This is a genomic window from Pseudomonas sp. SF2, assembly GCF_036858055.1.
Lineage (GTDB): Bacteria > Pseudomonadota > Gammaproteobacteria > Pseudomonadales > Pseudomonadaceae > Aquipseudomonas.
Map to the genome: position 1 here is coordinate 164358 of NZ_JAMBDI010000014.1, position 23296 is coordinate 187653.

The 23296-nt window shown below is 62.4% G+C and carries 23 protein-coding genes and 1 tRNA gene; 14 read left to right on the top strand and 10 right to left on the bottom strand.

Annotation, left to right across the window (positions count from 1 at the left end):
* Positions 1 to 113: 113 nt before the first annotated feature.
* Both M2S36_RS10225 and M2S36_RS10230 read right to left on the bottom strand, forming a co-directional pair.
* Positions 114 to 1220, bottom strand: a complete 1107-nt coding sequence (locus tag M2S36_RS10225) for a GlxA family transcriptional regulator (RefSeq protein ID WP_025337376.1) — start codon at positions 1218 to 1220, stop codon at positions 114 to 116.
* Positions 1221 to 1718: 498 nt separating this feature from the next.
* Entirely contained in the window at positions 1719 to 3095 is a 1377-nt protein-coding gene (locus M2S36_RS10230) for an L-serine ammonia-lyase (RefSeq protein ID WP_207838029.1), read from the bottom strand.
* 453 nt (positions 3096 to 3548) lie between these two features.
* Here M2S36_RS10230 and choX point away from each other — a divergent pair, with 453 nt between their 5' ends.
* The 3 genes from choX (at position 3549) to choV (ending at position 6600) form a co-directional block, all read left to right on the top strand.
* The gene (choX, locus tag M2S36_RS10235; RefSeq protein ID WP_063914499.1) at positions 3549 to 4496 is read left to right on the top strand and encodes a choline ABC transporter substrate-binding protein; all 948 of its coding nucleotides are present in this window, start codon (positions 3549 to 3551) and stop codon (positions 4494 to 4496) included.
* Between the two features lie 80 nt (positions 4497 to 4576).
* A complete protein-coding gene (gene choW / locus M2S36_RS10240; protein WP_172827548.1) occupies positions 4577 to 5425 on the top strand; it encodes a choline ABC transporter permease subunit in 849 nt (282 codons plus the stop codon).
* Complete coding sequence (gene choV / locus M2S36_RS10245; RefSeq protein WP_063914497.1) at positions 5422 to 6600, top strand: choline ABC transporter ATP-binding protein; 1179 nt, start codon at positions 5422 to 5424, stop codon at positions 6598 to 6600. Before choW ends, choV begins: the two co-directional genes overlap by 4 nt.
* A gap of 36 nt (positions 6601 to 6636) precedes the next feature.
* On the opposite strand, the gene hisF is transcribed toward choV, so the two are convergent.
* From hisF to M2S36_RS10275, 6 genes are all read right to left on the bottom strand, one after another.
* Entirely contained in the window at positions 6637 to 7407 is a 771-nt protein-coding gene (gene hisF, locus M2S36_RS10250; RefSeq protein ID WP_025337372.1) for an imidazole glycerol phosphate synthase subunit HisF, read from the bottom strand.
* Positions 7408 to 7417: 10 nt separating this feature from the next.
* Positions 7418 to 8155: a 1-(5-phosphoribosyl)-5-[(5-phosphoribosylamino)methylideneamino]imidazole-4-carboxamide isomerase gene (gene hisA / locus M2S36_RS10255; RefSeq protein WP_003257484.1), complete on the bottom strand. Its 738-nt coding sequence runs from the start codon at positions 8153 to 8155 to the stop codon at positions 7418 to 7420.
* Positions 8156 to 8182: 27 nt separating this feature from the next.
* Positions 8183 to 8443, bottom strand: a complete 261-nt coding sequence (locus M2S36_RS10260; protein ID WP_046614499.1) for a DUF2164 domain-containing protein — start codon at positions 8441 to 8443, stop codon at positions 8183 to 8185.
* Entirely contained in the window at positions 8444 to 9082 is a 639-nt protein-coding gene (gene hisH, locus M2S36_RS10265) for an imidazole glycerol phosphate synthase subunit HisH (RefSeq protein ID WP_063914495.1), read from the bottom strand. It abuts the gene before it with no gap.
* Complete coding sequence (gene hisB, locus M2S36_RS10270; protein WP_003255736.1) at positions 9083 to 9676, bottom strand: imidazoleglycerol-phosphate dehydratase HisB; 594 nt, start codon at positions 9674 to 9676, stop codon at positions 9083 to 9085. It abuts the gene before it with no gap.
* Positions 9677 to 9922: 246 nt separating this feature from the next.
* Entirely contained in the window at positions 9923 to 11584 is a 1662-nt protein-coding gene (locus tag M2S36_RS10275) for an OFA family MFS transporter (protein WP_207838027.1), read from the bottom strand.
* A gap of 284 nt (positions 11585 to 11868) precedes the next feature.
* Here M2S36_RS10275 and M2S36_RS10280 point away from each other — a divergent pair, with 284 nt between their 5' ends.
* From M2S36_RS10280 to ppk2, 6 genes are all read left to right on the top strand, one after another.
* The gene (locus M2S36_RS10280; protein ID WP_333957125.1) at positions 11869 to 14115 is read left to right on the top strand and encodes an AsmA family protein; all 2247 of its coding nucleotides are present in this window, start codon (positions 11869 to 11871) and stop codon (positions 14113 to 14115) included.
* Entirely contained in the window at positions 14112 to 15179 is a 1068-nt protein-coding gene (gene mutY / locus M2S36_RS10285; RefSeq protein WP_207838022.1) for an A/G-specific adenine glycosylase, read from the top strand. The genes M2S36_RS10280 and mutY overlap by 4 nt, the downstream gene beginning before the upstream one ends.
* On the top strand, positions 15176 to 15448 hold the full coding sequence (locus tag M2S36_RS10290; RefSeq protein ID WP_003257478.1) for an oxidative damage protection protein: 273 nt from the start codon (positions 15176 to 15178) through the stop codon (positions 15446 to 15448). Before mutY ends, M2S36_RS10290 begins: the two co-directional genes overlap by 4 nt.
* Before the next feature lie 90 nt (positions 15449 to 15538).
* Positions 15539 to 15614 (top strand) — tRNA-Phe (locus M2S36_RS10295).
* A gap of 213 nt (positions 15615 to 15827) precedes the next feature.
* The gene (locus M2S36_RS10300) at positions 15828 to 15956 is read left to right on the top strand and encodes a hypothetical protein (protein WP_267933683.1); all 129 of its coding nucleotides are present in this window, start codon (positions 15828 to 15830) and stop codon (positions 15954 to 15956) included.
* A 76-nt stretch (positions 15957 to 16032) separates the two neighbouring features.
* Positions 16033 to 17013, top strand: a complete 981-nt coding sequence (ppk2, locus tag M2S36_RS10305; RefSeq protein ID WP_233688071.1) for a polyphosphate kinase 2 — start codon at positions 16033 to 16035, stop codon at positions 17011 to 17013.
* Positions 17014 to 17069: 56 nt separating this feature from the next.
* On the opposite strand, the gene M2S36_RS10310 is transcribed toward ppk2, so the two are convergent.
* Positions 17070 to 17303 carry a hypothetical protein gene (locus M2S36_RS10310; RefSeq protein WP_207833169.1) on the bottom strand — a complete coding sequence of 78 codons (234 nt, stop codon included), beginning with the start codon at positions 17301 to 17303 and terminating at the stop codon, positions 17070 to 17072.
* Positions 17304 to 17542: 239 nt separating this feature from the next.
* Here M2S36_RS10310 and M2S36_RS10315 point away from each other — a divergent pair, with 239 nt between their 5' ends.
* The gene (locus tag M2S36_RS10315) at positions 17543 to 17986 is read left to right on the top strand and encodes a hypothetical protein (RefSeq protein ID WP_013970488.1); all 444 of its coding nucleotides are present in this window, start codon (positions 17543 to 17545) and stop codon (positions 17984 to 17986) included.
* A 179-nt stretch (positions 17987 to 18165) separates the two neighbouring features.
* On the opposite strand, the gene gabP is transcribed toward M2S36_RS10315, so the two are convergent.
* Complete coding sequence (gene gabP, locus M2S36_RS10320; protein ID WP_233688070.1) at positions 18166 to 19551, bottom strand: GABA permease; 1386 nt, start codon at positions 19549 to 19551, stop codon at positions 18166 to 18168.
* Between the two features lie 664 nt (positions 19552 to 20215).
* Between gabP and M2S36_RS10325 the strand changes: the two genes are divergently transcribed.
* From M2S36_RS10325 to M2S36_RS10340, 4 genes are read left to right on the top strand one after another with little or no spacing between them, the layout of a single operon-like run.
* Positions 20216 to 20989, top strand: coding sequence for an ABC transporter ATP-binding protein (locus M2S36_RS10325; RefSeq protein ID WP_003257472.1), 774 nt, complete (start codon positions 20216 to 20218; stop codon positions 20987 to 20989).
* Positions 20990 to 21000: 11 nt separating this feature from the next.
* Entirely contained in the window at positions 21001 to 21756 is a 756-nt protein-coding gene (locus M2S36_RS10330) for an ABC transporter substrate-binding protein (protein WP_087501945.1), read from the top strand.
* Between the two features lie 54 nt (positions 21757 to 21810).
* Positions 21811 to 22503 (top strand): ABC transporter permease, encoded by a 693-nt coding sequence (locus M2S36_RS10335; RefSeq protein WP_063914487.1) that lies wholly within the window; start codon positions 21811 to 21813, stop codon positions 22501 to 22503.
* Complete coding sequence (locus M2S36_RS10340; protein WP_333957127.1) at positions 22503 to 23192, top strand: ABC transporter permease; 690 nt, start codon at positions 22503 to 22505, stop codon at positions 23190 to 23192. Before M2S36_RS10335 ends, M2S36_RS10340 begins: the two co-directional genes overlap by 1 nt.
* The last annotated feature ends 104 nt before the right edge of the window (positions 23193 to 23296 follow it).

Here is a 23296-nt window from a genome sequence, read left to right on the forward strand (position 1 = left end):
TTCCTGTACTGGCCTCTTCGCGGGTAAACCCGCTCCCACAGGTACTGCACTGCTTTTGAATTCAGTGCAGTACCTGTGGGAGCGGGTTTACCCGCGAAGAGGCCAGTGCTGTTTCAGAGCCTTACACTGGCAAAGGTCGACTCGTTGCGCGCCTGGCTCAGGGCCGCCATCGGCCCGCTGTGCGGCGACAGGGTCATGGCCTGCGGGATCGGCATCATCGCCACCTGCTGCGCAGTGTTGGAACCCACGCGCTCGTCACGCGGCGGAATGCCGAAGTACTCGCGGTAGCACTTGGAGAAGTGCGGGGTCGACACGAAGCCGCACACCGACGCCACTTCGATGATCGACATCGGCGTCTGCTTCAGCAGCTGCCGGGCGCGGATCAGGCGCAGCTTCAGGTAGTAACGCGACGGCGAACAGTGCAGGTACTTCTGGAACAGGCGCTCGAGCTGCCGGCGCGATACCGACACGTATACCGCCAGTTCGTCCAGGTCGATCGGCTCTTCGAGGTTGGCCTCCATCAGCGCAACGATTTCCTGCAGCTTCGGCTGGTTGGTGCCAAGCATGTGCTTGAGTGGCACGCGCTGGTGATCCTGCTCGTTGCGGATGCGCTCGTAGACGAACATTTCGGAGATCGCCGCCGACAGTTCACGACCGTGGTCGCGGCTGATCAGGTGCAGCATCATGTCCAGCGGCGCAGTGCCGCCAGAGCTGGTGAAGCGGTTACGGTCGAGGGTGAACAGGCGGGTACTCATGTTGACCCGCGGGTAGGCCTCCTGCATGGCCGCCAGGCATTCCCAGTGCACGCTGCAATCGAAACCATCCAGCAGCCCGGCACAGGCCAAGGCCCAGCTGCCGGTGCATACCGCGCCCAGACGGCGCGACTGACGGGCCTGGGTTTGCAACCAGGTGACATGCTCGCGGGTAACGCTGCGCTGGATGCCCACGCCGCCACAGACAATCACGGTATCGATGGGTGGCGCACTGTGCATGGCGGCGTCAGGGGTTATCTGCAAGCCATCGCTGGCCCACACCTGCCCACCATCGGCGGTGAGGGTGTGCCAGCGGTACAGCTCACGGCCGGACAGCTGGTTGGCCATGCGCAGCGGCTCGACGGCCGACGCCAGGGAAATCAGGGTGAAATTGTCCAATAGGAGAAACCCGATGGACTGGGGGGCTGTGCGGTTCTGGGTTGGGTTCCCGGAGGTGTACGACGTCATCGCGATTTCTCCTCACACAAATGCAGGGTGTGCCTCAGGCGGGCACTGATTTCTTGTTATGTATGGCCCCGGTTTCATGTGCAGGGGCTTTGGTGCCAATCTCAACGCAAACGCCGTGCCTGAAATTGAACGGCTATCCAAAAAAAACTGAAAACGACGCCTTTGTTAGGCAAATCAGGTGCTTTGACCGAGTTGGCCAATCTTCGCAAAACAGGCGTGCTAGGCGTTGTGCGTGTAACGGCTGAGCAATTTGGTGACACGCGCAGTGTAGGATGCCCAGAAACGACACTCTTGAGTGTCACCGACAACGCCCACACTGATAACGACACCCGACGATCGGTATGCGTCGTTTGCACCATAAAGAGACATTTGTAGCTGTGCTGCACCTGTTTCAATCTCAAGGCCCCCTTCGCGGGCACGCCCGCTCCCACAGGGATTGCACAGTTCCTGTGGGAGCGGGCGTGCCCGCGAAGGGGGCCTTGAGGCCAGATCAAACTATCAGCATTCGATAGCGCTGACCGCCAGGCCACCGCGCGAGGTCTCTTTGTACTTGTCGTGCATGTCGGCCCCGGTATCGCGCATGGTGCGGATTACCTGGTCGAGGGAAATGAAATGCTCGCCGTCACCACGCAGGGCCATCTGCACTGCGTTGATGGCCTTTACCGCGGCAATCGCGTTGCGCTCGATGCACGGCACCTGCACCAACCCGCCGACCGGGTCGCAGGTCAGGCCCAGGTTGTGTTCCAGGGCAATTTCAGCGGCGTTCTCCACCTGCGGCGGCGTAGCCCCCAGCACTTCGGCAAGCCCGGCAGCGGCCATGGCACAGGCCGAGCCGACTTCCCCCTGGCAGCCAACCTCGGCACCGGAAATCGACGCGTTCTTCTTGCACAGGATGCCCACTGCCGCAGCGGCGAGGAAGAAGTCGACCACGCTGGACTCGTTCACCGCATCACTGAAGCGCATGTAGTAATGCAGCACCGCCGGAATGATGCCGGCAGCGCCGTTGGTCGGCGCAGTGACCATGCGCCCGCCGGCGGCGTTCTCTTCGTTGACCGCCAGGGCGAACAGGTTGACCCATTCCATGGCGCTCATGGTCGAGCCGATCACGTTGGGCTTGCCGATTTCCTGCAGGCTGCGGTGCAGCTTGGCAGCACGGCGGCGCACGTTCAGGCCGCCGGGCAACGTGCCTTCGTACTTCAAGCCATTGTTGACGCACTCCTGCATGGCCTCCCAGAGTTTGTACAGGCCGGCACGGATCTCTTCCTCGCTGCGCCATACCTTCTCGTTGGCCATCATCAATTGCGACACGCTGAGGTCGTTTTGCTTGCACAGGCGCAGCAGTTCGGCAGCGCTGTTGAAGTCGTACGGCAGCACCGTCTGGTCGGCATCCAGCACGCCGCTGGCGGCCTGGGCGGCATCGACCACGAAACCGCCACCCACCGAGTAGTAAGTGTCGCGGTGCAGCTCGCCCTGCTCGCCTTCGGCAATCAGGGTCATGGCGTTGGGGTGGTACGGCAGGTTCTCGTCCAGCAGCAGCATGTCGCGGGCCCAGACAAATTCGATGGGCAGGCGGTTGTCCAGCTGCAGGGTGTTGGTTTCACGCAGGTCGGCGATACGCGGCACGATCTGGGTCGGGTCAATGGCGTCAGGCCATTCGCCCATCAGGCCCATGATGGTGGCGTTGTCGGTGCCGTGACCGATACCGGTGGCCGACAGCGAGCCATACAGGCGCACTTCGATCCGCTGCACACGTTCCAGCTCGCCGCGTTCGCGCAGGCCCTGGACGAACAGGGCGCCAGCACGCATGGGGCCGACGGTGTGGGAGCTGGAGGGCCCGACACCGATCTTGAACAGGTCGAACACGCTGATGGCCATTATCGAATCACCTCTTGCTGGGCTTGTCTCTGCGCGCCATGCGCAGGGCGGGGCAGCTGCTAGGCTGAAACAGCGGGCCGCCTTGAATGCACGCATCATCGGGCTTTTACCGCCCCCCTCGCCGTCTGCAACCGACGTACTTTTGTCCAGCAGCGCCGCGCTGTTTTTACGTGTGGAGCTGCCCTCGCCTCGCCGCTTTCCGGCGGCCTGGTGACGTAAAAATGCGGCTGAAGGGGTGGAAAAATCCATAAGCGACATCGCCCATACTGGATACGACCCGTTCCGTACTGGTTACGACCCCACCAGTAGGCGATTGCCCAGCGCTGGAGGATTATCGAAAGCGACTCGTAAAGCACGGCCACGCATCCTGCCCTCTGCAGGCCTGGTCGACCGGACCCTGAGAAAGCCCGGCGACCCAAGCGAACCCGAAGACAAAATCACAGGAGTCCATCCATGAAAGGTTCACCATCGCTTTTGCTGGTTGCGTTGCTGTCCGCGCCTTTGCTGGCACAGGCCGCCGAACCCGAGCAATGCCAGACGGTACGGTTCTCGGATGTCGGCTGGACCGACATCACGGTCACCACCGCGACCACCAGCGTTGTGCTCGAAGCACTGGGTTACAAGACCCACACCACCATGATCTCGGTACCGGTGACCTACAAGTCGCTGGCCACCGGCAAGGACCTGGACGTGTTTCTCGGCAACTGGATGCCGACCATGGAGAACGACATCAAGCAATACCGCGACGCCGGCACTGTAGAAACCGTGCGCGCCAACCTGGAAAACGCCAAATACACCCTGGCGGTGCCCCAGGCGCTGTATGACAAGGGCCTGAAGGATTTCAGCGACATTCCCAAGTTCAAGAAAGAACTCGACAGCAAGATCTACGGCATCGAACCCGGCAACGATGGCAACCGCACCATCCAGAGCATGATCGACAAGAACGCCTTCGGCCTGAAGGACGCCGGCTTCAAGATCGTCCAGTCCAGCGAGGCCGGCATGCTGTCGCAGGTCGACCGCGCGCAGAAACGCGGCGAGGCGCTGGTGTTCCTCGGCTGGGAACCGCACCCGATGAACACCCGCTTCAAGATGCAGTACCTGACTGGCGGGGACGAGTTCTTCGGCCCCGACTTCGGCAAGGCGACCGTATTGACCAACACCCGCAAGGGTTATGTGCAGGAATGCAGCAACGTTGGCCAGCTGTTGAAGAATCTGTCGTTCGAGCTCAAGGATGAAAGCACCATGATGGGCTATGTCCTGGACGACAAGATGAAACCCGAGGCGGCTGCCAAGAAGTGGCTCAAGGACAACCCAGGCAAACTGGAGGCCTGGCTGGCCGGCGTTACCACCGTGGATGGCAAACCCGGCCTTGAGGCGGCCAAGGCCAAGCTGACGCAATAACGAAATACGCAATAGCGCTACCTCGGGGCAGGCCCGTGCCTGCCCCGGGTGATTTCAATCTATGCAGGTGGAAGCTCGCTATCATGCTTATCGATCAGAAAATACCTCTGGGCCAGTACATCGCGTCGTTCGTCGAGTGGCTGACCCAGAACGGCGCGAGTTACTTCGACGCCATCGCGCAAGGCCTGGAGTTCATGATCCATGGCGTCACCAGTGCCCTGACTTTCTTCAATCCGTTCGTGCTCATCGCTCTGTTCGCCGCCTTGGCGCACTTCATCCAGCGCAAGTGGGCGCTGACCGCATTCGTTGCCCTGTCGTTTCTGCTGATCCTCAACCTGGGTTACTGGCAGGAAACCATGGAAACCCTGGCGCAGGTCACCTTCGCCACGGTGGTGTGCGTGGCCATCGGCGTGCCGCTGGGCATCGTCGCCGCGCACAAACCGATGTTCTATACCGCCATGCGCCCGGTACTCGACCTGATGCAGACGGTACCTACCTTCGTCTACCTGATCCCCACCCTGACCCTGTTCGGCCTGGGTGTGGTGCCGGGGCTGATCTCGACGGTGGTGTTCGCCATCGCCGCGCCGATCCGCCTCACCTACCTGGGCATCTGCGACGTCCCGCAAGAGCTGATGGACGCCGGCAAGGCCTTTGGCTGCTCGCGACGCCAGCTGCTCACCCGGATTGAACTGCCGCACGCGATGCCAAGCATCGCCGCCGGCGTTACCCAGTGCATCATGCTGTCGCTGTCGATGGTGGTGATTGCCGCCCTGGTCGGTGCTGACGGCTTGGGCAAACCTGTGGTCAACGCACTGAACACCGCCGATATTTCCCTGGGCTTCGAAGCGGGCCTGGCGATCGTGCTGCTGGCGATCATGCTCGACCGTATCTGCAAGCAACCGGACCTGCCGGTAAGGGGTGAAGCATGAGCATCATTCGTTTCGAAGACGTCGACGTCATCTTCTCCAACAAGCCGCGCGAAGCGCTGGCCCTGCTCGACCAGGGCCAGACCCGCGAGCAGATCCTCAAGCAGACCGGCCTGGTGGTGGGTGTCGAGAAGGCCAACCTGGATATCCAGAAGGGCGAGATCTGCGTGCTGATGGGCCTGTCCGGTTCGGGCAAGTCGAGTTTGCTGCGCTGCATCAACGGCCTCAACACCGTCAGCCGCGGCAAGCTGTTCGTCGAGCACGAAGGCAAGCACATCGACATTGCCCACTGCACCCCGGCCGAGCTGAAGATGATGCGCACCAAGCGCATTGCCATGGTGTTCCAGAAGTTCGCCCTGATGCCCTGGCTGACGGTGCGCGAGAACATCAGCTTTGGCCTGGAAATGCAGGGCCGCCCCGAGAAGGAACGGCGCAAGCTGGTTGACGAGAAGCTCGAACTGGTGGGCCTGACCCAGTGGCGCAACAAGAAGCCGGACGAACTGTCTGGCGGCATGCAGCAGCGCGTGGGCCTGGCCCGGGCGCTGGCGATGGATGCCGACATCCTGCTGATGGACGAACCGTTCTCGGCACTGGACCCGCTGATCCGCCAAGGCCTGCAAGACGAGTTGCTTGGCCTGCAGGCCAAGCTGAGCAAGACCATCGTGTTCGTCAGCCACGACCTGGACGAGGCCCTGAAGCTGGGTAGCCGCATCGCGATCATGAAGGACGGGCGGATCATCCAGTACAGCAAGCCGGAAGAGATCGTGCTCAACCCGGCCGACGAGTATGTGCGCACCTTCGTCGCCCATACCAACCCGCTGAACGTGCTGTGCGGGCGCAGCCTGATGCGCAGCCTGGACAACTGCAAGCGGGTGAATGGCTCGGTGTGCATCGATCCCGGCATCGACTCGTGGCTGGACCTTGGCGAAGGTGGCTCGATCAAGCGCGCACGCCAAGGGCAGAACGGGCTTGACCTGCAGAACTGGGCACCAGGGCAGGATGTGGAGCTGCTGGGCCGCCGCCCAACGTTGGTAAATGCCGATATCGGCATGCGCGACGCGCTACAGATTCGTTACCAGACTGGTAACAAGCTGGTGTTGCAGGACAACGACAAGGTGGTGGGGATTCTTGGGGATACCGAGCTGTATCACGCCTTGCTCGGCAAGAATCACGGTTGATGCAATTGGGGCCGCGTTGCGGCCCCAATCAATGGATCAGCGAACAACGATCCCGCGCGAAGCCATGTAGGCCTTGGCCTCCGGCACGGTGTACTCGCCAAAATGGAAGATACTGGCCGCCAGCACCGCACTGGCGTGCCCTTCCAGAATGCCGTCAGCCAGGTGCTGCAGGTTACCCACCCCACCCGAGGCAATCACCGGAATACCCAGCGCATCACTGATCGCACGGGTAACACCCAGGTCGAAGCCGTTCTTCATGCCGTCCTGGTCCATGCTGGTCAGCAGGATCTCGCCAGCCCCCAGGCCTTCCATCTTCTTCGCCCATTCAACGGCATCCAGCCCGGTCGGCTTGCGCCCACCATGGGTGAAAATCTCCCAGCGCGGCTGCTCACCCGGCCCTGACACCTTCTTGGCGTCGATGGCGACAACGATGCACTGCGAACCGAAACGGTCCGCTGCCTCGCCGACAAACTCCGGGTTGAACACCGCAGCCGTGTTGATCGAAACCTTGTCGGCACCGGCATTGAGCAGGTTGCGGATGTCCTGCACGGTGCGCACGCCGCCGCCCACGGTCAGCGGGATGAACACCTGGCTGGCCATGCGCTCGACGGTATGCAGGGTGGTGTCGCGGCCATCGACACTAGCGGTGATGTCGAGGAAGGTGATTTCGTCGGCACCTTGCTCGTCGTAGCGACGGGCGATTTCCACCGGGTCGCCGGCATCACGGATATTCTCGAACTTGACGCCCTTGACCACCCGGCCGTTGTCCACGTCCAGGCAAGGGATGATGCGCTTGGCCAGTGCCATGGTTCAGTCCTCAGCCTTGGTAGTTGTCGCAGAAGGCCTGGGCCTCGGCGACATCGAGGGTGCCTTCATAGATGGCACGGCCGGTGATGGCGCCGATGATGCCCGGGGCCTTGGCGTCCAGCAGGGCCTTGATGTCGCCCAGGTTATGGATGCCGCCCGAGGCGATCACCGGGATCGAGGTGGCTTCTGCCAGCGCCTTGGTGAACGGCACGTTGCAGCCCTGCATCATGCCGTCCTTGGCGATGTCGGTGTAGACGATCGCCGAGACGCCATCGGCCTCGAAACGCTTGGCCAGGTCGATGACCTGCACCGAGCTCACTTCAGCCCAGCCATCAGTGGCGACGAAGCCGTCTTTTGCGTCCAGGCCAACGATGACCTTGCCCGGGAAGGCCTTGCACGCTTCGGCAACGAACTCCGGCTGCTTGACCGCCTTGGTGCCAATGATCACGTAGCTGACGCCAGCCTTGACGTAGTGCTCGATGGTTTCCAGCGAGCGGATGCCACCGCCGATCTGGATCGGCAGGGTCGGGTAGCGCTTGGCAATGGCGGTGACCACTTCACCGTTGACCGGCTGGCCTTCGAAGGCGCCGTTGAGGTCGACCAGGTGCAGGCGGCGGCAGCCACCCTCGACCCACTTGGCGGCCATGCTCACCGGGTCGTCGGAAAATACCGTGGAGTCTTCCATGCGGCCCTGGCGCAGGCGCACGCAGGCACCGTCCTTCAGATCGATAGCGGGGATAATCAGCATCTTGGGAACCTGTCTGTTCTTGGGGTTTCAGGGCTTCTCGAGCGCCCACAGATCACTTTCGATGCTCTCGAACCGCTCCTTGAGGTGCAGCTGAACATCGGCAATCGCCCTGTTGTAGTAATGGGGTGCAATTTCTTTGCTGAACAGCTCGAGGACCTCGGCCACTTCGAACGACCCCAGCTCCAGCTCGAAACGGTCTTCGAGGAAGCGCTTGAGCGTGTGCAGTGCTTCGCGCTCTTGCTCGGGGGCCAGGGTGATGACCGGGGCCTTGGTCTTCGACCTGCTCATTTACCAGCGCCCGTCCCAGGCGACGAAGTTCTGCAGCAGCTGCAGGCCATGGGTATGGCTCTTCTCCGGGTGGAACTGCACGGCAAAGCGCGAACCATCGGCCAGCGCGGCAGCGAAATCGACACCGTAATGGCCGCGGCCGACCACCTGGGCCGGCTTGCCGGCATTGATGTAGTAGCTGTGCACGAAGTAGAACCGCGCTCGGTCGGGGATGTCGTGCCACAGTGGGTGGTCGTTGGTCTGGCCGACTTCGTTCCAGCCCATGTGCGGCACCTTCAGGTGCTCGCCGTCTTCCTGCAGGTCTTTGCCGAAGAAACGCACCTGGCCGGGGAACAGGCCGATGCAGTCGACACCGTCGTTTTCTTCGCTGTGGTCAAGCAGTGCCTGCATACCCACACAGATGCCGAGGAACGGGCGGTCCTGGCTGACTTCGCGCACCAGGCTGTCGAAGCCCAGGCGGCGGATTTCGGCCATGCAGTCGCGAATCGCGCCCACCCCCGGAAACACCACACGGTCGGCTTCGCGGATAACCGCAGCATCGCTGGTGACCAGCACCTTACCGGCACCTACATGCTCGAGCGCCTTGGCCACCGAGTGCAGGTTGCCCATGCCATAGTCGATTACGGCTACCGTCTGCATTTACAGGCACCCTTTGGTGGAAGGCATCTGCCCGGCCATGCGCTCGTCGAGGGTAATGGCCATGCGCAAGGCGCGGCCGAAAGCCTTGAACACGGTCTCGATCTGGTGATGGGTGTTGTGACCACGCAGGTTGTCGATGTGCAGGGTCACCAGGGCGTGGTTGACGAAGCCCTGGAAGAACTCCTGGAACAGGTCGACATCGAAGCCACCGACGCTGGCGCGGGTGTACGGCACGTGCATCTGCAGGCCCGGGCGACCGGAGAAGTCGATGACCACGCGCGACAGCGCTTCGTCCAGCGGCACGTAGGCGTGGCCGTAGCGGAAGATGCCCTTCTTGTCACCGATGGCCTGGGCGAATGCCATGCCCAGGGTGATGCCGACGTCTTCGACGGTATGGTGATCGTCGATATGCGTGTCACCCTTGCACTCGATATCCAGATCGATCAGCCCATGGCGGGCGATCTGGTCCAGCATGTGTTCAAGGAAAGGCACACCGATATCGAATCGGGCCTTGCCACTGCCATCGAGGTTGATCGAGCACTTGACCTGGGTTTCCAGGGTGTTGCGCTCGACGGAAGCCTTACGTTCGACCATCACCAGCTCCGCAAAATCATTAGGCGAAAAGGGCTTCATTATAGGCCTAGAACGCGCCGGCTTGAAACGCGGATGACATATGGCAAAGCAAGCAATTACGGGGGCAGGATACCGCTACAGGTCTATACAACCGGGTGACCTGGGGCTGCTTTGCAGCCCATCGCGACACAAGGCCGCTCCCACAGAGGCATGCGGTCACCTGTGGAAGCGGCCTTGTGTCGCGAAAGGGGCGCAAAGCGCCCCCAATCAATGGAACAGCACAGCCGTCTTCTGCAGGGTAATCCACACCCCCCAGGCCAACGGCACGACCACCACCGCCCAGGCCAGCAACACCAGCGGCAGGCTACCCGGCGCCGCCTTCCACTCCAGCGATCGCGCCCCGTCGGCACCTTTGTCATGGCTCAACGCCCGCTCGGCAGCCAGTTCGGCATCGCTCATGAAATGCTTGTCGGCCACCGGTCGCACCAGCATGTTGCAGACAAAGCCCAGCACCAGCAGGCCGGCGAGGATGTACAGGGTCATGTCATAAGCAGCCGCACGCTCTACCCCGGCCGCCAACTGATACTCGCGCAGGTAGGTGATCAGCACCGGCCCCAGCACCCCCGCCGCCGCCCAGGCAGTCAGCAGGCGGCCATGAATGGCGCCGACCATCTGCGTGCCGAACAGGTCGGCCAGGTAGGCCGGTACCGTGGCGAAACCACCACCGTACATCGACAGGATGATGCAGAACGCCGCCACGAACAGCGCCACGTTACCCAGGTGCCCCATGTTCGGCACCAGGCTGTACAAGCCCACGCCCAGGGCGAAAAAGGCGAAATAGGTGTTCTTGCGGCCAATGTAGTCGGAGAACGACGCCCAGAAGAACCGCCCGCCGATGTTGAACAGGCTCAGCAGGCCGGTGAAGCCGGCGGCGATCGCGGCAATCTGCGCCAGCTGGGCGCTGTTCAGCTCGCTGAAGCTCAGCTCGTTGCCCAGCAACTTGCCGGCGAACACTTCCTGCAGCAACGGCGAAGCCATGCCGAGGATGCCGATACCCGCCGACACGTTCAGGCACAGCACCAGCCAGATCAAGGCGAACTGCGGGGTCTTCCAGGCCACGCTGACATGCACGTGGCGGTCGGTGACCATGGTGTTGCCAGCCTTTTTCACCGGGGCGCTCCAGCCTTCGGGCTTCCAGCCGGTCGGCGGCACGCGATACGCCAGGGCACCGGCGATCATGAACACGAAGTAGATCGCCGCCATGGCGACGAAGCTCTGCCACACACCCACTTCCTGCGTATTGCCGAAGTGGCCCATCAGCGCGGTGGCCAGCGGCGCACCGACCATGGCCCCGCCGCCGAAGCCCATGATCGCCATACCGGTGGCCATGCCGCGCTTGTCCGGGAACCACTTGATCAGGGTCGACACTGGCGAGATGTAGCCCAGGCCCAGGCCGATACCGCCGATTACGCCGGAGCCCAGCCACATCAGCCACAGCTGGTGGGTTTTCACGCCAAGGGCCGAAATCAGCATGCCGCCGCACCAGCACAGCGCCGACACCAGGCCGGCCTTGCGCGGGCCGGCGTGTTCCAGCCAACCACCCAGCACGGCCGCCGAGCATCCGAGGAAGACGAAGAACAGGGTGTAGATCCAGCTCAGCATGGAGATCGGCCAATCGCATTCGGCGCTGAACATACGGGCCATGAAGCCCATGTCCGCCGCGCAGGCGACCGGGGCGGTGATGCCGAGGGCTTGCGACAGTGGTAGCCAGAACACCGAGAAGCCATAGGCCATGCCGATGCACAGGTGAATGGCCAGGGCGGCGGGCGGGACCAGCCAGCGGTTGAAGCCCGGGCGGGCGATGATGCGCTCCTTCGACAGGAAGCCTGGCGCACTGGCCAGGGTCCCCGCCGCGACGGTACTGCTCATAGGATTAGGTCCTTCTTATAGGGAGGGTGCAGGCAAAGCGGCGCAAGGGTAGCAGCACCAAGTAGCATGAAAGCAATCTGATATCGTTAATTTTTGCTCGGCTGAAACGGTCCTCTTTCTGAAGTCCACAGTTGATCGCGTACAGCAAAAATACTGTCGAAAGCCGTACCATCTGCTGTACGCGTAGGAAACACCCTGTATCTCTAGACGAATACGCAGGGGCAACGGCTGCGGCGCTATACTCTGGCGCTTGAATTTCAATAACGGACTACAAGGACTCGCCCATGAAAGCGTTCGGCAAAATCCTGGGACTTGGGCTTCTCGGGTTGCTGCTGATCATCGTGGCGCTGGGCTTCGCCCTGACCCACCTCTTCGATCCCAACGACTACAAAGACGAGATTCGCCAGCTGGCACGTGACAAGGCTCACGTCGAGCTGACCCTCAACGGTGACATTGGCTGGAGCCTGTTCCCGTGGCTGGGCCTGGAGTTGCACGAGGCGAGCATCGCCACCTTGAACAAACCCAAGGAGCCATTCGCCGACCTGCAGATGCTCGGCCTGTCGGTACGGGTGCTGCCACTGCTGCGCCGTGAAGTGCAGATGAGTGACGTGCGCGTCGAGGGCCTGAACCTGACCCTGGCCCGTGACGAACACGGCCATGGCAACTGGGAAGACATTGGCAAGCCGCTGCCCGCGCAGAACGGCGCCAGCGCCGATGCGCAGGCCAGTGCTCCAGCCCAGGCACCGACCGAACAGGCGTCGGCGCCGGCCGCCAGCAACGAACGCGCGGTCAAGCTGGACATCGACAGCCTGACCGTGAACAACGCCCGCGTGCAGTACACCGATGCCAAGACCGGCCAGAGCTACAGCGCCGAAAGCATCCAGCTGAGCACCGGCCCGGTCCACGAAGGGGCGAACATTCCGCTCAAGGCCAGCGCCTTCCTCAGTGCCAGCCAGCCGAACATCAAGGCCCGCACCGAACTGGCCGGCGAGCTGCGCTTCGACCGCAAGCTCAAGCGCTACAACTTCGAAGACATGCGCCTGTCGGGCGAAACCTCGGGTGAACCCACCGGCGGCAAGGCCGTGACCTTCGCCGCCCAGGGCCAGTTGCTGGTCGACCTGGCCGCCAATGTCGCCTCGTGGAGCGGCCTGAAAGTCTCGGCCAACCAGCTGCGCGCCCTGGGCGAACTGAACCTGCGTGACCTGGACAAGGCGCCACAGCTGAGCGGTGGCCTGTCCATCGCCCAGTTCGACCTGCGCACCTTCCTCGACAGCATCGGCCGCCCGCTGCCGGCCACCAACGACCCGGCAGCCTTCGCCAAGCTGGAGCTAGTCACCCGCCTGCAGGGCACGCCGAACAGCCTGGCCCTGGAAGACCTGGCGGTGAAGCTGGACGACAGCACCTTCAGTGGCCGCGTGGCCGTCGAAGACTTCGCCAGACAGGCCCTGCGCCTGCAGCTCAAAGGCGACACCTTCGACGCCGACCGCTACCTGCCAGCCAAGAGCGAAGAGGCCAAGGGCGCCACTGCCGCACGCCAGGCCGAAGTCAAGCAACAAGAGGCCAGCGCAGTCGCCGGTGCCGGCACCACGCCGCTGCCCAACGCCCCGACCCAGGTGGCCTGGAGCGACGACAAGCTGCTGCCGGTCGACCGCCTGCGCGCCCTCGACCTGCAGGCCGACCTGGCCTTCGGCTCGCTGACCCTGGACAAACTGCCGATCGAAGACGCCCAGCTCAAGGCCATCGGCCAGGGCGGCCTGCTGACCCTGCAAACCCTGCGCGGTGAGCTGTACAACGGCACCTTCGAGGCCAAGGGCACTGTCGATGTGCGCCCTGCCGTGCCGCAACTGGGTGTCAACACCAGCATCCAGCGGGTGCCGGTGGAACACTTCATAAAGACCGAGGGCAAGGAACAGACACCACCGGTCAAAGGCCTGCTGACCCTGACCAGCGACCTGACGGCCACCGGCAACAGCCAGAAGGCCCTGGTCGACACCCTCAACGGCAACGCCAACTTCGTCATCAACGACGGCGTGCTGGTCAATGCCAACCTGGAACAGCAACTGTGCCAGGCCATCGCCACGCTGAACCGCAAATCGCTCAGCGGCGAGCCACGCGGCAAGGACACACCGTTCCAGGAACTGCGTGGCAGCCTGGTGGTGCGCAATGGCGTCGCCAACAACCCGGACCTCAAGGCGCGCATTCCGGGCCTGACCGTCAACGGCCATGGTGACCTCGACCTGCGCGTGCTGGGCATGGACTACAACGTTGGCGTGGTCGTCGAAGGCGACCAGCGCGCCATGCCGGACCCGGCCTGCCAGGTCAACGAACGCTATGTGGGTGTCGAAATACCGCTGCGCTGCCGTGGCCCGCTGGAGCTGGGCGCCAAGGCTTGCCGCCTGGACCAGAACGGCCTGGGCAAAGTAGCCGCCAAGCTGGCCGGCAATCGCCTGCAAGACAAGATCGATGAAAAACTCGGAGACAAAGTGAGCCCGGAAGTGAAAGACGTGCTCAAGGGGCTGTTCAAGCGATGAGCCCCGAGCAGTTCTCCAGCGCCGTGCTGGATTGGTATGACGAACACGGCCGGCACGACCTGCCCTGGCAACAGGGCATCACCCCGTACCGGGTGTGGGTGTCGGAAATCATGTTGCAGCAGACCCAGGTCAGCACCGTGCTCAACTACTTCGACCGTTTCATGCAGGCCCTGCCGACCGTGCAGGCCCTGGCCGAGGCGCCGGAGGACGAAGTGCTGCACCTGTGGACGGGCCTGGGCTACTACACCCGGGCGCGCAACCTGCAAAAGGCCGCGAAGATCGTGGTCGAACAGCATGGTGGTGAATTCCCGCGCAGTGTCGAGCAGCTCACCGAGCTGCCCGGCATCGGCCGCTCCACCGCCGGCGCCATCGCCAGCATCAGCATGGGCATCCGCGCACCGATCCTCGACGGCAACGTCAAGCGCGTGCTGGCCCGCTACACCGCCCAGGCCGGCTACCCCGGCGAGCCCAAGGTGGCCAACCAGCTCTGGGCCACGGCCGAACGCTTTACTCCGCAACTGCGGGCCAACCACTACACCCAGGCGATGATGGACATGGGCGCCACGCTGTGCACCCGCAGCAAGCCCAGTTGCCTGATCTGCCCGCTGCAGCGCGGCTGCGAAGCGCACCTGCACGGTGAAGAAACCCGCTACCCCGAGCCCAAGCCGCGCAAGGCACTGCCGCAACGGCGCACCCTGATGCCGCTGCTGGCCAACCACGAAGGCGCCATCCTGCTTTACCGCCGCCCGTCCAGCGGCCTGTGGGGTGGTTTGTGGAGCCTGCCGGAGCTGGACGACATCGCCCAGCTCGACGACCTGGCCTACCAGCACGGCCTGCGCCTGGCTGACAGCCGCGTCATGGAAGGCCTGACCCATACCTTCAGCCACTTCCAGCTGGCGATCGAACCCTGGCTGGTACGCGTCGACCCGGTCGGCCAGCACGTGGCCGAGGCCGACTGGCTCTGGTATAACCTCGCCACCCCGCCGCGCCTGGGCTTAGCCGCCCCGGTGAAAAAGCTGCTCAAACGCGCGGCCGACGAACTGATCGCAGGAGACGCCCGATGACCCGCACCGTGATGTGCCGCAAGTACAAAGAAGAACTGCCAGGCCTGGAGCGCCCGCCCTACCCCGGCGCCAAGGGCCAGGACATCTTCGAACACATCTCGCAGAAAGCCTGGGCCGACTGGCAGAAGCACCAGACCATGCTGATCAACGAAAAGCGCCTGAACATGATGAACGCCGAGGACCGCAAATTCCTCCAGGGCGAGATGGACAAGTTTTTCGCTGGCGAAGAATACGCCCAGGCGGAAGGCTACGTTCCACCCTCGGAATGACCCCACGGAACGTAAGCGACGGAATTAATTTAAAATTTTTTCAAAAAGTCGTTGACGAGCGGTCTGAAAGTCTATTTAATTCACCTCGTCGCCCAGATAGCTCAGTCGGTAGAGCAGAGGATTGAAAATCCTCGTGTCGGCGGTTCGACTCCGTCTCTGGGCACCACCTTCAAGCTTCTGGTGGTTGCAAAGTTACCCGAAGCGACAACAAGAAACCCGCCTAGTGCGGGTTTTTTGTTGTCTGTGGTTTTCTACCCGTTCCACCTCTCCGGCCAGCGCCCCCCCCTACTGCAACATACCGTCATGACAAGGCACTGGATTCCGTTACTACTCAAGCCGAGACTCCTCCCCCAAGCGGCCCGCTTGAAAGGAGAGGCAAATGGTTTTTACGGCAGAAGAGCAACAGCTATGGAACAGCGCGATAGCGTTTGCCAAAGGCAATAAGAAAGCGATCGCCAGAAAACTCACCTGCACTGCAGGAATGGCTCATTCAGGCAACCTAAGTTGACCAACATCAAAACGCTATCAATTGCTCATCCTTAAGATGTCAGGTGGACATTCGACCTGACCTCGCAAGGACCTCCATGAGCGAAGAATCCCCCCTCCTGCTCCCCGCCCCCAGCGAGCCCGCCATTACCACAGCCCGCACGCGCCGCCCCCGCCAGCGCAAGCCGGAGCCGGCCATCACCAGCATCAGCCAGCAACCTGCGGCACTGGAAGTCGCCACCGCCCCCAAGGGCAGCAACGAAGACAGCACCTCGGCCCGCCTGCCGGCCAGCTACCCCTACCGCACCCGTATGCGTCGCCAGGACTACGAAAAGGCCAAGCACGCGCTGCAGATCGAGTTGCTGAAGGTACAGAGCTGGGTGAAGGAAACCGGCCAGCGCGTGGTGATCCTGTTCGAAGGGCGCGATGCCGCAGGCAAGGGCGGCACCATCAAGCGCTTCATGGAACACCTCAACCCTCGTGGTGCGCGCATCGTTGCCCTGGAAAAACCTTCCGAGCAGGAAAAAGGCCAGTGGTACTTCCAGCGCTACATCCAGCACCTGCCCACGGCGGGTGAAATGGTGTTCTTCGACCGCTCCTGGTACAACCGCGCCGGGGTCGAGAAGGTGATGGATTTCTGCACGCCGCTGCAGTATCTGGAATTCATGCGCCAGGCCCCGGACCTGGAGCGGATGCTGTGCAACAGCGGCATCCTGCTGTTCAAGTACTGGTTCTCGGTGAACCGCGAAGAGCAGCTGCGCCGCTTCATCTCGCGCCGGGACGACCCGCTCAAGCACTGGAAGCTGTCGCCAATCGACATCAAGTCGCTGGACAAGTGGGACGACTACACCGCTGCCAAGGAAGCGATGTTCTTCCATACCGACACGGCCGATGCGCCATGGACAGTGATCAAGTCCGATGACAAGAAGCGTGCGCGGATCAATTGCATCCGGCATTTCCTGCACGCGCTGGACTACCCGGGCAAGGACCCTCAGGTGGCACATGCACCCGACCCTCTGCTGGTAGGCCGGGCTTCACGCGGGTTCGAAGAAGACGAGACACCCCAGCCAGCAGCCTGAAAACTCGACCCGCCTTCGACAGACACCGCAGCCCGAAGACGGGCTGCGGGCGAATCTTATTCGTCCTGCATGGAACGGAGATGCTCGAAGGCATCCTCGGTCATTTCGCCCAGATAGGAAACTCCGTGCAGTTTGAGTTCGAACTCACTGTCCTCTTTGCCTTTTTGAACAATCGCCTCAAGGTCAGCCTTGGTGATTGACTGCCGGTTGCATTTGGCGAACCCCGTCGAATAGAAAAGCTCACCCTCCCCGTCATAGCCGTACAGGGTCACAAGGTAGTAGTGCTTCATCGCTCTCTCCTTCAGCGCAACTGTGCGCATCTGCAAACGCCGATTTGGCGCAATGTCGAGCCGCCACCCGAACATGGGTGACAGCGGGAGAGACGTTACGCAGGCCGGCTGGCAGGCATAATCAGGAGGCATGTCCATGGCAGAACGCCCCAGCCTGCGTTGCCTAGGCACACGGCTTGGGTTTCTCGGGCAATTGCGCTTCAATACGCGCACTTTCAGACACACCCAAGGATTGCCCCATGGCCACCCCTACCAAGCAACAGAAACGCGCCAAGCGCGCAGCCAGCAAGGCCAAGCAGAACCGCATGGTACGCAGCGGCCAGGCAGTCAAGGCCAGTGCCGGCGACAGCGCCAGCATCGAGCAGGTGTACAACAAGGCCATGGAGTCGGGCAGCTACGACCCGCTGTTCAAGAAAATGAAGGAAGCCCAGGAAGGCGGCCTGGTGCCGATGATCTCGGTGTTCCTGGTGGACCCGCTGCTGGCCCTGGTGCTCAAAGGGCACAAGGAAGAACACGCCACCGACTACATCGTGCTGGTGTTCAACGCCTACCGCAAATGGCTGGATGGGGCCGACGAAGAAGCCACCATGGCCTGGCTGGAAAGCGATGAGTTCCAGGCAGCCTACGTGGCCGCTTCGGAGCTGGTTGCCAAGCAGCAACAGCAGCAGAAGCAGTTTGGCTGACAGGGCCATGTGACCTGCCCCGCCCATTCGCGGGTAAACCCGCTCCCACAGGGATATCACCGCAATTGAGATATGTGGTGTACCTGTAGGAGCAGGTTTACCCGCGAAGAGGCCGGTACAGGCAATAAAAAGGCCGCGCCCTTCACAGGACGCGGCCTTTTCATTTCAGCCAGCGCGGATCAGTTATCCAGCGCCACCCGCCCGGCAGCTTCACGCTTGCGGTGCACCAGCAAGCCAGCCGCCACCACACCAATGCTCAGCAGTGCGGTCGCGATGATTTCGGCGCGGTGGTCCTCACGCAGCGCCATCACCGCCAGAATGGCAATGATGAAGGCAATGGTCGCCCAGGTCAGGCCCGGGAACAGCCACATCTTGAAGGTGATCTTCTCGCCGCGGGCCTCACGCTGGGCACGCATGCGCAGCTGCGATACGGCAATCACCAGGTACACCAGCAGCGCAATGGCACCGGAACTGGCCAGCAGGAACTCGAATACCTGGGCCGGGGCCACGAAGTTGGCGAACACACAGAGGAACGCCGCAGCAGTGGACAGCAGAACCGCCACATGCGGGGTAGCCGACTTGGTGGTGCGCTGGGCAATGGCCGGGGCGTCACCACGCTTGCTCAGCGAGAACAGCATGCGCGACGAGGTGTACAGCGCCGAGTTCAGGCAGCTGGTCACGGCGATCAGCACGACGATGTCGACGATCAGCTTGGCATTCGGCACGCCGATGCGGCTCAGCACGGTCTGGTAGGAACCGGTCTCGGCCAGGGCCGGGTCGTTCCACGGTACCAGGGCCACGACCAGGAAGATCGACACCAGGTAGAACAGGCAGATACGCCAGATCACCGAGTTGGTGGCGCGGCTGATCTGCTTGCCCGGGTCCTTCGACTCGGCTGCGGCGATGGTAACGATTTCGGTACCCATGAACGAGAACATGGTGGTCAGCATGGCTGCCAGCACCGCGCCCAGGCCGTTAGGCATGAAGCCCTGGGTGTCGAACAGGTGGCTGGCACCGCTTACCTGGCTGCTCGGCACAAAGCCGAACAAGGCAGCACAACCCACAGCGATGAAGCCGATGATTGCCAGCACCTTGAGCAGGGCGAACCAGAACTCGAACTCGCCGTAGTTCTTCACGCTGCACAGGTTGGTCAGGGTCAGCGCCAGGGTGATGACCAGGGAGAACGCCCACAGGTCAACCGCAGGGAACCAGGCATGCAGAATGGCCGCGGCGGCGTTGGCCTCAAGCGGAATGACCAGCACCCAGAACCACCAGTACAGCCAGCCAATGGTGAAACCGGCCCAGCGCCCGATGGCGCGGTCGGCATATGTAGAGAACGACCCGGTGTCAGGCGAGGCGACCGCCATTTCACCCAACATGCGCATGACCAGCACGACCAGCGTACCGGCGGCAGCATAGGCTAGCAGCACGGCAGGGCCGGCAGCAGCGATGGCGTGGCCGGAGCCAACGAACAGACCGGCACCGATGACGCCAGCGATGGACAGCATGGTCACATGCCGTTGTTTGAGCCCCTGAGCGAGGTCATTGGAATTGTTACCGCTCATTAAAACTACCTTTGTAAGGAGTGGACCACGCCGACTGCGGGTACGGAGCGCGCCTGGGGTTGACCTGGGCGTCGCTGCAATCGGCGGTTTCCTACTGGCAATAAGCGCGCCATGTGCCGAATGCATTCGTCAGAAAAGTCGGCGGGCCTTTTAGTACGCGGTTTGGAGGGCTTTCGGCCAGTGACTGACCGAAAGGCCGCCAAATCATCGGATTACTGAAATACCCACTTACAAATGCACCAAAGGTGCTCCCAGGTAACACCTGTGCACCACTGCAATGCCAAAAAGTGCAACCTACAGGTACAACCTCAAGACCTGACCGCCCCCGTTCGCGGGCACGCCCGCTCCCACAGGTCAGGTGCAACCATTTGGGCTATTTAAAGAACCTGTGGGAGCGGGCGTGCCCGCGAAAGGTCTAAAACCGCTTCCATGAGCGGGCCAAAGCTGGCACCATCGCGCCTTTTTTCATCAAGGCTCTGGTGCTGGGCGACACCTTCGCGGACATCCGCGCGACGTTGCGCTGCAACGATGCGACAAACTGCCCCACCAGCGCCCCGAGTGCCCAGCGACCCTGTTGGCCGTCATAATGCCGCTATGCTAGCTTGGCGCACGCCAGGAAGGCCGCCAACAGCTGGGAACGCACCCGTACACATGAGGACCGCACATGGCTCAGGCCACGCCCGCGCTGGAAATCCGCAATCTGCACAAACGCTACGGCGAGCAGGAAATTCTCAAGGGCATTTCGCTGACCGCGCGCGACGGTGACGTGATCTCCATCCTGGGGTCGTCCGGCTCCGGCAAGTCCACCCTGCTGCGCTGCATCAACCTGCTCGAGAACCCGCACCAGGGCGAAATCCTGGTCGCCGGTGAAGCCCTCAAGCTCAAGGCCGCCAAGAACGGCGACCTGGTCGCCGCCGACAACCGCCAGATCAACCGCCTGCGCAGCGAGATCGGCTTCGTCTTCCAGAACTTCAACCTGTGGCCGCACATGTCGATCCTCGACAACATCATCGAGGCGCCACGCCGCGTGCTCGGCCAGAGCAAGGCCGAAGCCATCGAAGCCGCCGAAGCCCTGCTGAACAAGGTCGGCATCTACGACAAGCGCCACAGCTACCCCGCCCAGCTTTCCGGTGGCCAGCAACAGCGCGCCGCCATTGCCCGTACCCTGGCCATGAAGCCCAAGGTCATCCTGTTCGACGAGCCAACTTCGGCGCTCGACCCGGAAATGGTCCAGGAAGTGCTAAACGTTATCCGCGCATTGGCCGAAGAAGGCCGTACCATGCTGCTGGTGACGCACGAGATGAGCTTTGCCCGCCATGTGTCCAGTGAAGTCGTCTTCCTGCACCAAGGCCTGGTCGAAGAGCAGGGATCGCCGCAGCAGGTCTTCGAAAACCCGACCTCGGCGCGTTGCAAGCAATTCATGTCCAGCCACCGCTAACGGAGCAATACATGCACACTTACAAGAAGTTCCTCCTGGCAGCTGCTGCCACGCTGGTAATGTCGGCCAACGCCCTGGCCGCAGAAAAACTGCGCATGGGTATCGAAGCCGCCTACCCACCGTTCAACAACAAGGATGCCAGCGGTAACGTGGTCGGCTTCGACAAAGACATCGGCGACGCCCTGTGCGCCAAGATGAAAGTCGAGTGCTCGGTCGTCACCTCCGACTGGGACGGCATCATCCCGGCCCTGAACGCCAAGAAGTTCGACTTCCTGGTGTCGTCGCTGTCGATCACCGACGAGCGCAAGCAGGCGGTGGACTTCACCGAGCCGTACTACTCCAACAAGCTGCAGTTCATCGCGCCGAAAAACGCCGACTTCAAGACCGACAAGGCTTCGCTCAAGGGCAAGGTGATCGGCACCCAGCGCGCCACCCTGGCTGGCACCTGGCTTGAAGACAACTACGGTGACGACGTAGAGATCAAGCTGTACGACACCCAGGAAAACGCCTACCTCGACCTGGTTTCCGGCCGCATCGACGGCATCCTGGCCGACAAGTACGTGCAGTACGAGTGGCTGAAGAGCAAAGACGGCTCGAACTTCGAGTTCAAGGGCGAGCCGGTGATGGACAGCGACAAGATCGGCATTGCCGTGCGCAAGGGTGACACCAAGCTGCGCGACGACCTGAACAAGGCCCTGGCAGAAATCAAGGCCGACGGCACGTACAAGAAGATCAACGACAAGTACTTCCCGTTCAGCATCGAATGATCCGCCCCGACCGGCGCGCCCTTGCGGCGCGCCAGTCCCTAGAATGACCTGCCCATGAATATCGACCTGCACGGATTCGGTCCGGCCATGATGGCCGGCACCCTGATGACCGTAAAACTGGCGCTTTGCGCCTTGCTGCTGGGCCTGGTGCTGGGCCTGCTCGGCGCCCTGGCCAAGACTTCCTCGATCAAGCCGCTGCAATGGCTTGGCGGCTTCTACTCGACCCTGGTTCGCGGCGTGCCCGAACTGCTCTGGGTACTGCTTATCTATTTCGGCACCGTCGGGCTGATGAACGCCCTCGGCGAAGCCCTGAACCTGCCGGGCCTGGAGCTCAGCGCCTTCGCTGCTGGCGTGATTGCCCTGGGCCTGTGCTTCGGCGCCTATGCCACCGAAGTGTTCCGTGGCGCCATCCTGGCGATCCCCAAGGGCCACCGTGAAGCCGGCCTGGCACTGGGCCTGTCCAAGGGCCGCATCCTGTCGCGGATCATCCTGCCGCAGATGTGGCGCATCGCCCTGCCTGGCCTTGGCAACCTGTTCATGATCCTGATGAAAGACACCGCACTGGTGTCGGTGATCGGCCTGGAAGAAATCATGCGCCATGCTCAAATCGGCGTGACCGTGACCAAAGAGCCGTTCACCTTCTACATGGTCGCGGCCTGCATCTACCTGAGCCTGACCATCATTGCCATGACCGGCATGCACTTCATGGAAAAACGCGCCGCTCGCGGCTTTGCGAGGGCCGAATAATGAATTGGGAAGTCATCATCAAATGGCTGCCACGCCTGGCCCAGGGTGCGACCCTGACCCTGGAGCTGGTGGCCATCGCGGTAGTTGCCGGGTTGATCCTGGCCATCCCGCTGGGCATCGCCCGCTCCTCGCGCCACTGGTACGTGCGCGCCGTGCCGTTCAGCTACATCTTCTTCTTCCGTGGCACGCCGCTGCTGGTGCAGCTGTTCCTGGTCTACTACGGCCTGGCGCAGTTCGACATGGTGCGTTCGAGTTCGCTGTGGCCGTACCTGCGCGACCCGTTCTGGTGCACCGTGCTGACCATGACCATGCATACCGCCGCCTACATCGCCGAGATCCTGCGCGGCGCGCTGCAGGCGATCCCCAAGGGCGAGATCGAGGCGGCACGGGCGTTGGGCATGTCGCGGGGCAAGACGCTGTTCTACATCATGCTGCCACGCGCCGCGCGCATCGGCCTGCCGGCGTACAGCAACGAAGTGATCCTGATGCTCAAGGCCAGTGCCCTGGCCAGTACCGTGACCCTGCTGGAGCTGACCGGCATGGCCCGTACCATCATCGCCCGCACTTACCTGCCGGTGGAGATCTTCTTTGCCGCCGGGGTGTTCTACCTGGTGATCTCGTTCGTACTGGTGCAAGGCTTCAAGCTGCTGGAGCGCTGGTTGCGCGTGGATGCCTGCCAAGGCCGCTAGACCACCTAGCCTTCTTCGCGGGTAAACCCGCTCCCACAGAGACCCCACGGCCTTCAAGCTGTGCACTATACCTGTGGGAGCGGGTTCACCCGCGAAGAGGCCCT